This is a genomic window from Paraburkholderia hospita (genome assembly GCF_002902965.1).
GTDB lineage: Bacteria > Pseudomonadota > Gammaproteobacteria > Burkholderiales > Burkholderiaceae > Paraburkholderia > Paraburkholderia hospita.
The window spans coordinates 2162645-2176008 of record NZ_CP026107.1; the positions used below are offsets into that span (position 1 = coordinate 2162645).

Sequence of the window (13364 nt, forward strand, 5' to 3'; positions counted from 1 at the left end):
TGCGTTCATCAGTCGGCGCTGCCGATATCCATGGTCTGAACCAGTTTCAGCGGCAGGTAGACGAGCGTCATGGTCGGCGGCTTGATGGCGTCGACGCGATACGATCCGTCGATCACTGTCTGGTCACGCACGATCAGCGTCTCGTCGCCGCGCGTCAGATACACCTCCCAGTTGCCGTCGGCGCCCTGCTTGCCGAGATAGGTGAACGGCAGGCTGGGCACAGCCGGTTCCGAAGGCAGCGGCGGTATCTCCGCGCCAGCGGGCGCCGCGGACGGTAGCGGTGGCGCCATCGAGCGGCTGCCGAATAGCTCATGGTGTTCGCTCGTGGATGCGCCGATGAGTTCGGTGCGCGCGCGCAGCGCCGCAATGCCGACAGTCTCTGCGCCCGCCGCTCGCACGGATGGCGTCGCCGCGTGCGCACCGGCGCGCGGCACGGCTTCGACGACCTGATCCGCCGGATTCGTGCGGCCGAATGCGAGCAGCGCCGCGCAGAGCAGAAACACCAGCGCGAGAATCATGTGCTTGCGCTTCATCGCCGCACCTCACCTGCATCGACGTGCGCGTCCGACGACGCGGCGGGACGCAAAAAGACCGTGAAGCGCAGGCTTGCCTCGACGGCGGTGTCGTTCGCCGAGGTGCGCCTGAAGCGCATGTCATCGAGCGCCGCGTACGGAACTGTCAGCAGAACCTTTTCGCAAAAGCGCCGCAGATGCGCGTAATCGCCCTTCACGGGCAGGACGATCGTGTAGGTCTCGAAGCGCCCGGCGGTATCGCGAGCGGGCTTGTACTCGGCTTTGTCCAGCGTGACGCCCGTCTCGTCGGCGGCGTCGAACAGATGGGCGACGATCTGCTCGCTATGCGCCGCATCGCCGAGTGCCGCATAGAAGGCCGTCAAGCGCGCGGCGGCCATCGCAGGTGCGCTGACGACCGGCTTCGGCGGCGGCGCGGAGCGCGCGCGGGCAACGGCATGCGCCTGCTGATCGATACGCGACGCGAGCGCCGGCAACAGCGCGAACCACAACGCGGCGGCACCGAGCACGAGCGCGCCTGCCAGCACGGCGACCACGCCCGATCGACGCGACGCGAGCAACAGACGCAGCAGCATCCGCGTGACATTCGGCATGCTCACGGTTGCGTCCTCCGCCACTGCGCTTCGATCTGAAAGCGGATGACGCCATCCATGCCGTCTCGTATGCGTTCGTGCCTGACCAGTGTGACGCGCTCGAACAAGGGCTGCTGCTCCAGCTGTGTCAGATAGTCGATCATGTCCTTGCTGCTGCCGCACTCGGCTTCGATCTTGAGCAGCGCGCGACCCGGTTCGGGCGTGATGGACAGCAACGCGACCTGCGAAGGCGTGGCGGATTCGACAGCATCGAGGATGCTGCCCCACGGCAGATTGAGGCGCGTCACGGCTGCATTGACGGCTGCCGCCTGCTTCGCGTCGATGGGCGCACTGGACGACGCGCCCGAAGCGCGAGCCATGCGTTCCGTGCGCGACGCGAGACGCGCCGCTTCGAGCTGGAGCGAATCGAGATTTGCAACCAGCCGGTACGCGCGAAAGCCGGCGAGCACGCACAACAGCAGCGCGGCGAGCGCCAGCACGCGCACAACAGCATGGGTGCGATACAGCGTGCGACGCCAGCCGAACGGCGCAAGGTCGATGTGCAGACGTTTCATCGTTGCGGATGCCATTGCACGCTCAAACCCACATCAGCGGATGAAGCCGGATCGGGCTGCCACTCATCGAGCGGACGACCGTGGATATGCAGCACGGAAGGCGCGGCCACATTGTCGAGCAGCGCCGCGCGTGACAACTGATCGCGCAGCCACGCCATCGACGGAATCGCCTTCGGCAGCGGCAGCGTACGCACGGCGGCAAGACGCGGCTTCTTTGCGTCAGTGACGAGACCCAATGTGAGCGCGTGTTCGCCGAGCGTCGCGAGCCATGCATCGGCGCCGAGGCGACGGCGCGACCGATTCCACGCAGCGACGAAGTTCGGCGTCACGGATGCAAGGCTTGCGCGCTGCGCTTCAACCGCAACCTGCAATGCCGCATGCAGACGTCGAGAAACCGCACAGGCCAGAAACGGCGCGGCGCATTGCCAGTCGGCGGCGAGGTGCCAGTCCGCAAGCGGCTCGCCATACAACACGTGGAAGCGCACACCCGCAGCCGCGCGCAAGTCCTGCATGCGCCCGCCATTGGCGGGCGGCGTGACGACGAAGTAGCGCACGAGGTCGTCGTCGATCGTCGCGTGAACGGGCACGCGAGCGCCGCCCGCCGCGTCGAGCGCAGCCGTGATGGGCGCAGAGAGCATATCGTGCGCTGCGCCCGCAAACGCGGGCAACGGCCGTTCGACAAGAACGGACGTCGCCTTGCGCGCGCCGCTCACACGCAGCACAGAGACCGCGTCGCGCGACAGCCGAACCCGGCAATGTCCGCGCGGCCAGATGCGCATCAGCCTGTCATGCATTGAGCGTCACCCGCTTCACTTCCGCGAGCGTCGTCTCGCCGCGCTTCACCAGATTCAACGCGACATCGCGCAAGCGGCGCGTGCCATTCTTGCGCGCCACGTCCTTGATTGCGCGGATCGGCTGCTTTTCGACCACCATGTCGCGGATCTCGTCGTCGAGAATCAGGATTTCCGCAATAGCGCGCCGTCCGCGGTAGCCAGTGCCTCGGCAGTCGCCGCAACCCGTTCCTTGCCGGAAATCGAAACCGGCGACGTCGGCGCGGCTCAATCCAAGACGCGCGAGTTCGGCGTCAGTAGGCATGTACGGCGCGGCACAGTGCGCGCAGTTCACGCGCATCAGACGCTGTGCCCAGATGCCGTTGAGCGCCGACACGAACGCATACGGATCGATGCCCATGTGGCTGAAGCGGCCGAACACGTCGAACACGTTGTTCGCGTGCACGGTCGTCAGCACGAGGTGGCCCGTCAGCGCCGACTGCACGGCGATCTCAGCCGTCTCGCGGTCGCGTATCTCACCGACCATGATCTTGTCCGGATCGTGCCGCAGGATCGAGCGCAGGCCGCGCGCGAACGTCAGCCCTTTCTTCTCGTTGACGGGAATCTGCAGAATGCCGGGCAACTGATATTCGACGGGGTCTTCGATCGTGATGATCTTGTCGCGGCCGTTGTGAATTTCCGTGAGCGCGGCGTAGAGCGTCGTCGTCTTGCCCGAGCCTGTCGGTCCCGTGACGAGCAGCATGCCGTACGGCTCCTCCGCCAACGCGCGCAGGGCCACCAGCGATTCGCTGTCGTAACCAAGCGCTTCGAGCGTCAACGAGCCATACGCTTCGATCATCGCGCGCTTGTCGAGAATCCGGATCACCGCATCCTCGCCGTGAATGCTCGGCATGATCGACACGCGCAGATCAATGTCGCGCCCGCCCGCCGCGACGCGGAAGCTGCCGTCCTGCGGCACGCGCCGCTCGGCAATGTCCAACTCCGCGAGCACCTTGAGGCGCGAGATCACCTGCTCGGCCGTCTCGACGCCGTTCAGCGTGGCCGCCGCGTCGAGCACGCCATCCACGCGATACTTCAACGCAAGGCCGCTCGGCGTGCTTTCAAGGTGGATATCGGATGCACCTGCTTTCAGCGCGTCGTACAGCGTCGAGTTCACCAGCTTCACTGCGGGGCTGGCCGCCTCGCTGACGGTCTCGAACGACAGCACCTGCGCCGTGCGCCCTTCGGCTTGCGCTTCGCTGCCGCCCGTCACGAGGCTATCGATGGCGCGCGTCGATTCTTCCATGCGCGCGTGATACGCCTGAAGATCGGACGGCAGCGCGAGCCGGATATCGATTGCAGCGTTAGCCTGCGCGGCGAGCCAGGTTTGCAGATCGAGATCGAACGGACTTGTCACGACACCGACGAATGACGCGTCTGCGTCGCGCAGCAGGACGCAGCGGCGCTGCATCGCGCGCGACAGCGGCACGCGGTCGAAGGCGGGCTTGAGCGCCAGCATGTCCGCTGTTTCGATGACGCGCATGTCCAGCAATTGCGCAAGCGCCTGCAGCAACTGGCGCGGCTCGACGCCCGTCAGCGTCTCCAGCTCGGCGACGATGTGGCGCTGCGTGGCCGCCGCTGCCGCGCGGGCGCGCGCCAGCAGATCGGCGTCGAACAACGGTGCGATGGTCTCCGGCGCGTTCATGACAGTCCTTCCGCGAGATCGAAGATCGGCATGTAGAGCAGTACGACGATGGTCCCGACAACAAGCCCGATTGCAGACATCAATAGCGGTTCGAACATGCGCGTGAAGCGATCGATCCAGCGGCTGATCTCGCCGTCGTAAAACGCCGCCGATTGCGTGAGCATGTTGCCGAGTTCGCCGGAGCGCTCGCCGACGCGCAGCATGCGTAGCGAAATCGGCGTGGTGAGATTTTCCGCGTGAAACGAACTGGACAGCGGCGCGCCCGCCTGAACGGCGGCGCGCGCTCGCAGCAAGCCATCGCGCAACGCGGGCGAAATCGTTCCGCCCGCCGTCTCCATCGCCGAGACGATCGGGATGCCGCCTTCGAGCAACATGCCAAGCGTCAGATAGAGCCGTGAAAGCTGATAGATGCGCAAGTGCGGACCGAGCAGCGGAAGGCGGCCCAACAGACTGACGAGTCCCACGCGCGCAATCGTGGCACGCACGGCCACGCAGCCCGCAATCGCAACTGCAACGGCGGCGGCAAACAAAGGCAGCCCATGCGCCGACGCAAACTTGCCCCAATCGAGCAGCGCCTGCGACATCCACGGCAAGCTTCGGCCGGTTCCTTCATAGATCGTCGCGAAGCGCGGCACCACGAAGGTGATCAGAAAGGTCGACACGCCGCCGCCCACGATAAAGAGAATGCTTGGATAGATCGCGGAGCTGATGAGCTTGTTGCGCACCATGTCGATGCGCGCCTGGTAATCGACATAGCGTTGCAGCGAGCGCGGCAGGTCGCTGGTGCCCTCCGCTGCGCGCACGATGCCGACGTATAGCGGCGGGAACACGTCAGGCTGTTCGGCGAGCAGGCTCGAAAAGCGTTTGCCCTCGCGCAAGCCCGCCAGCAGCCGTTCGAGAATGCCGCGCAGCCTTGCGTTGCCTTCGCGCTCGACCAGCGCTTCGAGCCCTTCGACAATCGACAGGCCCGCCATCAATAGCGCGAGCAGTTCCTGGCTGAACAGCACGAGCGAGATGCCGCCGCGCGAAGCCTTCGACGAGCGCAGCGTGCGCAACGCGCGCAGTTGGGTCGCGTGCAGGCCGCGCGCTTCGACCTGGCGGCGCGCGTCGTCCTCATCCTGCGCATCGACGACGAGCGAGACGATCTGGTTGTCGGGCGAAAGCGCCCTCACTTCATACGGCATAGTGCTGTGCTACTGGTTTGTTGTGGTCTGCTGCTGCCCCGTTGCCGCGCGCTACATGTGCGCTTCATTCACTGCTGATATCGGCGTCTTCTCCCGTGCCGCCCGGCTGGCCGTCGCGGCCGTATGAGATCACCGCGTAGTCGCTCTTCGTACCCGGCACCTGATAGACATACGGATGTCCCCACGGATCGAGCGGTGCTTCTTTCTTCAGATACGGACCGGCCCATTTGTCCGCATTCGCGGGCTTGACGAAGAGCGCGGCCAGGTTTTCGTCGGCGGTCGGATAGCGGCCGACGTCGAGCCGGAAGTTATCGATCGACTTCGTGAAGACGTCGATCTGCGCACGCGCGATAGTCGCCTGCGACTTACCGAGCTGCGAGAAATAGCGCGGCCCCACGAGCGCCGCCAGCATGCCGATGATGACGAGCACCACGAGCAGTTCGAGCAGCGTAAAGCCGCCCTGTTTCTTGAGCCGCGCGTGCCGCGATCCTCTCGCGTTGGCTGCACGGCGATGGTTGACAGACTGCATCGACACTTCCTTCAAAAAAAGTTGGACGCCCGCCAGGCGGGCGTCCATCCAACGTTGCTAAACCGGCGTGCGCGTTACTGACGCGCGCGCTGCGTCGACGAGACGTTGTTGTACACGCCGAACTCGAACAGCGAGTAGCCGTAGTCCGTCGAGCGCTTCGTGCCGTAGAGGCGCACGTAACGCGCGGTCGTGGCCGGGAACGACAGGTCTTCCACGCCGCCCTTGCTGTCCGTCGTCGTGTAGACGGTGTTCGACCAGTCGACGTTGTCGTGCGAGGTCTGGATCTGATACGCAATCGCGTGCGCGTTCTCCCAGTTCAGCACCACGCGGTTGAAGGTCTGCTCCGAACCGAGATCGATCGCGATCCACGACGGGTCGATGAACTTCGACGACCAGCGCGTGCCCGTGTTGCCGTCCACAGCCAACGTGGGCGGCGTGTTGTCGTTCTCGTCGCCGCTCGACGTCGCCGGCCGGTTCTGCGCCAGATTCACGCTTGCCGACAACGGCACGAAGTTCACGCTGATGCTGTGCTCCGCGATGACGTTCGTGAACGTGTACGTCGACTGCACGCCGAGGTTCTTGCCATCCACGGTCATCGAACCCACGCCGTAGCCGGCTGCCGGCAGCGCCGTGAAGGTCTGCGAGCCACCCTGGATCACGCCGACCGCACCCGACGGGCTGATCGTGCCGTTGGCGCTGCTGCTCGCCGTGACCGTCAGCTTCGGCGTCGCCGCCGAGTTGTAGACCTCGAACTCGAACAGCGAATAACCGTACTGCGACGCGCGCTTGACACCCTGCATGCGGACATAGCGTGCATTCGTGACAGGCAGCGAGATGTCCTCGACACCGCCCGCGCCGGCACGTTGCGGGATGATGTTCGTCCACGTCTGGTTATCGTTCGATGCCTGAAGCAGATAGGCCTTGCCGTAAGCGTTCTCCCAGTTCAGCACGACGCGGTCGAACTGCGTCTGCTGGCCGAGATCGACCGTGATCCATGCGTCGTCATTGAAGTCCGACGACCAGCGCGAGCCGAGGTTGCCGTCGACAGCATTTTTGGGTGCATAGCCTTCGTCCTGCACGCCGCTCGACGTCGCGACCTTGCCGCGCGCGAGATTGGCGCTTGGCACGCCGCCATTGCCACCGTCGCCGCCATTACCACCATCACCACCGTTGCCACCATCACCGCCGTTACCGCCGTCGCCGCCATTGCCACCTGTTGCCGCGGTCACGGTCAGGATCGCCGTCGCGCTGGTCGCACTGCCGCCGCCGTTGCTGACGACGACGCTATACGCGGCGCCGTTGTCGGCTGCGACCGTGGTCGGCGGCGTCGTGTACGTCGGGTTGGTCGTGATCGCCACCACCGTCGTGCCGCGCATCCACTGGAAGCTGAACGGACCCGTGCCCGTCACGCCCACCGAGAACTGCGCTGCCTGCCCTTCGCTGACCTTCACACTCGCCGGTTGCGCCGAGATGATGGGCGCATTGGCCGAATTGCCCGACACGCACAGCGACCAGCCCGGCGTGTTGTCGATGATGCCGGGAACCGACTGACCCGACGAGAACGCGAGATACGCCTGCGTCGACGCATTCGGCACACCCGTCGTGGTCCACGTTCCCCACGGAGCCGGGAACGCGCACGATGCGAAGTTCGAGCGAGCCACCGTCAATGCTTCGTTCTGCGTCGGCAGGCGCATGCCGATAGCCGCGCAATACTGCTTGGCGACCGTCTGCGTGAACTGCGCGCCCTGGTTCGGGAACGTCGTGTAGTACTGCTGCCACACGAGGCCGCTGACGTTGTCCTTCACGTTCGGCACATACGGGCCCGACGGCAGACCTGCGATCGTCGAAGTCCACGTGCCCGGCTTCGCGCCGAGCAACGTGAAGCGCTCGGTCTCGCTGCCGCATTGCGGCGCGTCGAACACCTGGAACTCGAACAGCGAATAACCATACTGCGTAGCGCGTTGCAGTCCGAGCATGCGGACATAGCGCGCCGACGTGCTCGGGAACACCGTCGTTTCCGTGCCGCCGTGACCCGCGATGATCTGGTCGTTAGGCAGAACGTTCGTCCAGTTGCTGTTGTCGTTCGATACCTGAAGCTTGTACGCCGACGCAGCCGCGTTCTCCCACATCAGCACGACCTTGTTGAAGGTCTGGATGGAGCCGAGATCGACCGTGATCCACGAAGGATCGATCTCCGGCGCCGACGACCAGCGCGATGCGACCGAGCCGTCCACTGCATTCTGTGCTGTCAGGCCGCCGTTCTGGTCGCTGCTCGACATCGCCTTCGCGTTGAGCGCGAGGTTGCTGTTGTCCGCGCCGCTCACCGTCAGCGTGGCCGGGTCGCTCGTGACGCTGCCTGCGCTATTGGTGATCGTGACGGCGTAGTTGCCGCCATCGCTGCCCTGCGCCGACGCAATCACGATGCTTGCCGAGTTCGTGCCGTACGGCTTGCCGTCCTTGGTCCATTGATACTTCAGCGGAGCCGAGCCGCTCGCGAGCACGTTGAAGGTCACGCTCTGACCGAACGGCACGCTCTGGCTATGCGGCTGCGACACGATGACGGGCGGCGTCGCGACGCTCACCGTCAGCGTTGCGTCCGCCGACGTGACCGTACCCGCGCTGTTGGTCACGACGGCTTTGTACACTGAGCCGCTATCCGACGTTTGCGTCGCGGGCGTGTCATACACGGGCTGGTTCGCACCGGGAATGGCCACGTCATTCTTCAGCCACTGATACGACAGCACGGGCGAACCGGCCGCGACCACCGTGAATTCCGCGCTCTGTCCGCTCGTAATGCTCAGCGACAGCGGTTGCGTGGTGATGGTCGGCGCAGCCGGTTGCACGACCTTCAAGTTCGCCTCACGCGACGTGACGCTGCTGTTGGCGTTGCGCACGGCGACGCTGTAGGTGATACCGTTGTCGCCCGACTGCACAGCGGGCGTCGTGTACGTGTAGCCGGTCGCGCCCGGAATGGCCGCGCCGTTCTTCATCCATTGATAGCTGATGGGCGCCGCGCCTGCCGACAGCACGTAGAACTGCCCGCTCTGCCCTTGCGTGACGATCTGATCGGCCGGTTGCGTGATGATCTTCAGCGCGCTAGGCGGCTGCGGACCGACCACGAGCGCATTACCGTTGAAGGTTTGCTGCGCGTTCGTCGGCACGACGTTGAACGTCGCGGTGCCGCTGCCGAGGCCCGGCGAACTCGCCGTCACCGTGACAGCACCCGGCGTGAATTGCGTCTTGACCGCAATACGCGTCACGCCGCCTTCGACCGACAGGTTCGGGTCGCCTGGCGCGTGATACGACAGCGGCTGGTTCGGCGTCACGTCGTGGTCGGAGCCGCCGCGATACGTGCCCGGACCGCTCACGCTGAACGTCAGGGTCTGCGATGCGTCCGGCACGCGAATGTTGTTCGCATCGACGACCGTCGCCGTGATGACGGCGGCATCCGTGCCGTTCGCGGTCAGCGCGAACGATTCGCCGCTCGGCTTGACGAGTTGGGGCTCGACCGTCAGTTGGATATGGTCGGCCGGGCCTGCCGTCACCAGCGAGTCATACGCTGCAACCTGGCGGTTGTTGTCGAGACACTCCGCCGTCAACGTGCCCGGCGCCCACTTGATGTTGTCCCAATGCACCTGCGTCGGCAGGGACGTCGTGTTCTGGGTCAGATCGGTCGGGTCCATCGACGTCGGATTCGGCACCTGGTCGCCGCCAATCAGCTCGCCATTGAGGCGCAGACGCACTGCGGGACAGTTGCTGAACGCGTTGACGGTCACGGTGCCGGCGCGGTTCCACGTGTGCGCGAGCTTGACCACAGGCTTGATCTCAAACGGCGTCCACGCCGCCTGATAGATGTAGTAGATCAGGCGCGGCAGACGGTTCGCGTCCATCATCGACGCGCCATTGCCACGCACGGCCTCCGGCGCGATGCCGTCGGTCTGCGTGTTGATTTCACCCGGCGTATCGGCCAGATACCAGTGCGCAATACCAAACGACTTGCCGGCTACGCTCTCCACCCAGGTCTTCAGATATTTGACCGCGAACGCCAGCTCGAAGTCGTATTTCCATCGACCAACGCCGTCGCCCCAATACTCCGAGCCCCACGCGGGTGAATTCGGGTAGTCCTTCTTGACGTTGATGTCGCAACCGTTGCCGCTACAGCCGAGAATGTCGCCGTTGTTCGGATTCGGCGTACGGTCGGCCTGGGCGCGCGTGTTGATCGGGTCCCACACTTGCGACAGCGCCTTCAGCGATTGCGCGAATGCCGTGTCGGTTGCGCCGTTATCGGCTTCCCACGCGAGCACAGACGGATGGTTGCGATCATGAACGATCATGTCGCGATGCAGCTCGGTCTTCAGCGTGACGTTGTTCTGCGTCATGCACTTGACGCCGGCAGCCGTCTCCGCCGTGCAGATGACGGCGAAGCCGCCTTCGCCTTCGCCGCTCGGCTGAACCATCATCACGCCGTAGGCGTCGGCGGCATCGAGAAAATCGCGGCCCTGGCTCGAATGGCCCGGACGGTACAGACTTCCGCCCGCCTGCGCGAGCAGGTTCAGGTCTCTCCATTGCAGCTCAGGCGGCACGGCCGAGCCGAGCGCCGGATAGTCGTAACGGCCCGAAGCGCCCCACAGATAGTGCGGGTGTCCGTTGATGATCGGGAAGTTCTGGTCCCAAGTGATCGTGCGGATGCCGAGTGGGCTTTCCGTCGTATCGACGACCACGCCGTCGATGCTGACGGAGTGAATCACGCGGTACAGATACGGCTTGCCGTAGATGCTGTTGTTCGGATACCAGAGGTTCGGATTGGGAACCGTCAGCACCTGATCGAACAAGGTAGGCTGCAAGCCCGGCTGCACATTGGCGGGCACGGTGCGCGTATCCTGCCCGGTCACCACGACGGTGCCGCCCGCGTCGACGATCTGCGTCGTCAACGTCACCTTCTGGTCGGTCGAGTACTCGTTCAGTACATTGGTCTGCACACGGATCGTCGCCGACGATGTGCTCGCCGCAACCGTCGCGACATACGTGCCCCACGTATTGAGCACGGCGTAGATGTTCTCGGGAATGTGCAAACGGTCCGTGATGTGCATCCACACAGGGCGGAACAGGCCCGTATCGTCCTGGCCGAAACGGAATGCGCCTGCGAAATCGGGCGACTCGAAGAACTTGTCGCCACGCGCAACCTTCACAGCCAGCACATTGTCCGTACCGTCGAATTTCACATAGTTCGTGATATCGACGATGAACGGAATGAACCCGAGCACGTGCGTCGCGTCTTTATTTATCTGGCTATTGCCTCGAATCAACGTCCCGTTGATATAGACCTGCGCACCCGTATGCGCGCCCTCGAACTCGATATAGATCTTGCGGTTCGCAAAGGACGGATCGAGCGTGAAGTGCTTGCGATACCAGTTGATGTTGCCCGTCAGGTATCCCTGATCGCCGCCCGACTTCCAGTTGAGGAAGGTGTCGTTATCCGACGGCGTCTGCGGGACGCCAACCTGCGCCCAGCCCGAGTCGTTGAAACCCGGCTGCATCGCGTTGGTGTCGTCATTGTCCTTGACGTACTTCCAGGGCGTCGCGCCCAGATTGATCCTGATGTGATTGGATGGCGGAAGCGCTTCGCTCGCGACAGCGTGAGTCGCAACGCAAAGCAACATCATCCAAAGTACTACTAAACAGCATGCAAGCTGCCCCGTAAACAACCGAACGCGATAGCGCATTATGGTTTCCTTGTCGTTCTTCCCGGTCTTTCTTTGAATAGATGTGGCTTTACGCTCACGCCATGCCGTAGAACGTTATCGACGCACGAGCACGCGCGCTCGCCGGTGCTTTAGCGCGACATGCGCGCCTGGTGCACCGATGAGTACGATTTCGCCACTTTTCAATTTTTGCCGAACGTATCAAATGCCAAGCAAACGTTTGCTCTTCGATTTGAATACGCTGGCTTAAAGACGCCCCAATCCCACTATTTAATTTTTCATGTGAAGGTGATAGTTGTTTTGATCTATTTCTTCTAATACATGGTGCCCGGTTTCGATCGGCGCCGCACGGAAACTGAAGTTCCCCGTCCCAGTGCAATTGTTGATGCTCCGATCGATCCTTAGCGTTGGCGCAGCATTTTTCTTTAGTTTTATGACAGTGATGTTACGAACAATTTCAAATGAGCAACAAACGCTTAAGCCTGTCACCTAATGGAAAGTTCTCAAATCACTTGCCATTTAGCACAAGCTTTCAGTCTGCTCACAGCCACTCATCCGGTCGGGCATTAGACATTCATCAAATTTCAAATGCACGCACAATGTAGTCAACACGATGTTGCATCGTGGGCAACATTGCCCGACCGTCCCACTCGCGAATTACATTGTGGGATTCAACTGCGCGAACTCACCCGACGCAAAAGAGATCTGTGCGCTTTCGATAAGGTGGTGCATATGCACTGCGTCGGCGAAAGTCGGCGCAGTACGTGTGCCATTCGTCACGTCGTGCGCGTAAGCCCAATAGAGTTCGGCCAGTTCCAGTACGGCGGAAGGCAGATCCGATTCCGGCAGGCGCAAATAGTGGGTCGGTACTTCGAGCCGTTCGAGCGGCTGCTTGTCGCCGTGCGCGCCGAAGATTGCATAGTCGTCGCCCACATCGCCGAAAGCCGACGCGTTCGTGATCCGCAAATCGCCTTCCGTCCCGGTGATGTCGATCTGCACGCCTGAGCCGTTGCGCTTGCCGCCTTCGATATGAACGGACACCACCGCGCTGTCGTTCAACATGCCGGCGAGCACGAGTTGATCGGGCGTCGATGTCGGTATCGAAACGCCTGTCTCCCGAATCGTCACCGACGGAAACTGGTTAGGCGTGAGTGCCGCGATGGAAACAGGCCAGCCGGTTCCCGAAAAGAGCATGTCGAGAAAGTGGCTGCCATAGATCGAAACCACTGATGAAAAGTTCTCCAGCGGCACAGTCCATTCGAGCGCGCGCGAACGCGTCGCCTGAAAGTAATTCATGCTCACATGCATGCGTACCGAACGCAGCTCGCCGACGTAACCTTGCTGGATCAGGTCGCGCACATAACGGTTATGCGGCGCGAGACGCCTTTGCAAGCCGACGACATGACGCACGCCGCGTTCTTCGGCCAGTCGCAACAGTTCTTCTGATTCAGCGAGCGTGGTCGTCAACGGCCATTCGCAGTACACGTGCTTGCCCGCCGCGATTACACGCCTGACCGTCTGCGCATGTTGCGGAGCCGTGTTCAGCACGATCACGAGATCGATGTCGGGACTTTCGATAAGTTCGTCGATCGACTCAGCCACGCGGCCGATCCGATAGTCGCGTGCTGCTGCTTCGGCGGCTTCGTGCCGATGACTATAGATGGCCTGCAGCGTGTATTGCGGCAACAGATCGAGCACGCGCAAATGACCGTGCCTCGCCCAGTTGCCGACGCCGATCACGCCGACGCGCAATGGCCCATTAAATGTTGCTTCCATGATTCTGAATTCTCCAGTGAA

9 protein-coding genes are annotated in these 13364 nt (G+C 63.1%); all 9 read right to left on the minus strand.

Features of this window, described 5'->3' with window-relative positions:
• Nucleotides 1-8: 8 nt before the first annotated feature.
• The 9 genes from C2L64_RS43080 to C2L64_RS43120 all read right to left on the minus strand — a co-directional run bounded on the left by C2L64_RS43080 (nucleotide 9) and on the right by C2L64_RS43120 (nucleotide 13343).
• Complete coding sequence (locus tag C2L64_RS43080) at nucleotides 9-533, minus strand: hypothetical protein (RefSeq protein WP_009770067.1); 525 nt, start codon at nucleotides 531-533, stop codon at nucleotides 9-11.
• A complete protein-coding gene (locus C2L64_RS43085) occupies nucleotides 530-1123 on the minus strand; it encodes a hypothetical protein (protein ID WP_238554847.1) in 594 nt (197 codons plus the stop codon). The genes C2L64_RS43080 and C2L64_RS43085 overlap by 4 nt, the downstream gene beginning before the upstream one ends.
• 2 nt (nucleotides 1124-1125) lie before the next feature.
• Nucleotides 1126-1677, minus strand: coding sequence for a PilN domain-containing protein (locus C2L64_RS43090; RefSeq protein WP_039902144.1), 552 nt, complete (start codon nucleotides 1675-1677; stop codon nucleotides 1126-1128).
• Nucleotides 1674-2471, minus strand: a complete 798-nt coding sequence (locus tag C2L64_RS43095; protein WP_009770064.1) for a hypothetical protein — start codon at nucleotides 2469-2471, stop codon at nucleotides 1674-1676. Before C2L64_RS43095 ends, C2L64_RS43090 begins: the two co-directional genes overlap by 4 nt.
• Nucleotides 2464-4152 (minus strand): GspE/PulE family protein, encoded by a 1689-nt coding sequence (locus tag C2L64_RS43100; protein ID WP_007739703.1) that lies wholly within the window; start codon nucleotides 4150-4152, stop codon nucleotides 2464-2466. The genes C2L64_RS43095 and C2L64_RS43100 overlap by 8 nt, the downstream gene beginning before the upstream one ends.
• A complete protein-coding gene (locus C2L64_RS43105) occupies nucleotides 4149-5336 on the minus strand; it encodes a type II secretion system F family protein (protein WP_103153744.1) in 1188 nt (395 codons plus the stop codon). Before C2L64_RS43105 ends, C2L64_RS43100 begins: the two co-directional genes overlap by 4 nt.
• 64 nt (nucleotides 5337-5400) lie before the next feature.
• Nucleotides 5401-5865 carry a type II secretion system major pseudopilin GspG gene (gene gspG, locus C2L64_RS43110; RefSeq protein WP_039902143.1) on the minus strand — a complete coding sequence of 155 codons (465 nt, stop codon included), beginning with the start codon at nucleotides 5863-5865 and terminating at the stop codon, nucleotides 5401-5403.
• Nucleotides 5866-5939: 74 nt separating this feature from the next.
• Nucleotides 5940-11528 carry a discoidin domain-containing protein gene (locus tag C2L64_RS43115; protein ID WP_009770061.1) on the minus strand — a complete coding sequence of 1863 codons (5589 nt, stop codon included), beginning with the start codon at nucleotides 11526-11528 and terminating at the stop codon, nucleotides 5940-5942.
• A gap of 696 nt (nucleotides 11529-12224) precedes the next feature.
• Nucleotides 12225-13343: a Gfo/Idh/MocA family protein gene (locus tag C2L64_RS43120; protein ID WP_009770060.1), complete on the minus strand. Its 1119-nt coding sequence runs from the start codon at nucleotides 13341-13343 to the stop codon at nucleotides 12225-12227.
• Nucleotides 13344-13364 lie beyond the last annotated feature (21 nt).

Coding starts and splice junctions, on each gene's coding strand:
- C2L64_RS43085 (WP_238554847.1), bottom strand. CDS start 1,123: ATGCCGAATGTCACGCGGATGCTGCTGCGTCTGTTGCTCGCGTCGCGT.
- C2L64_RS43100 (WP_007739703.1), bottom strand. CDS start 4,152: ATGAACGCGCCGGAGACCATCGCACCGTTGTTCGACGCCGATCTGCTG.
- C2L64_RS43095 (WP_009770064.1), bottom strand. CDS start 2,471: ATGCATGACAGGCTGATGCGCATCTGGCCGCGCGGACATTGCCGGGTT.
- gspG (WP_039902143.1), bottom strand. CDS start 5,865: ATGCAGTCTGTCAACCATCGCCGTGCAGCCAACGCGAGAGGATCGCGG.
- C2L64_RS43120 (WP_009770060.1), bottom strand. CDS start 13,343: ATGGAAGCAACATTTAATGGGCCATTGCGCGTCGGCGTGATCGGCGTC.
- C2L64_RS43115 (WP_009770061.1), bottom strand. CDS start 11,528: ATGATGTTGCTTTGCGTTGCGACTCACGCTGTCGCGAGCGAAGCGCTT.
- C2L64_RS43105 (WP_103153744.1), bottom strand. CDS start 5,336: ATGCCGTATGAAGTGAGGGCGCTTTCGCCCGACAACCAGATCGTCTCG.
- C2L64_RS43090 (WP_039902144.1), bottom strand. CDS start 1,677: ATGAAACGTCTGCACATCGACCTTGCGCCGTTCGGCTGGCGTCGCACG.
- C2L64_RS43080 (WP_009770067.1), bottom strand. CDS start 533: ATGAAGCGCAAGCACATGATTCTCGCGCTGGTGTTTCTGCTCTGCGCG.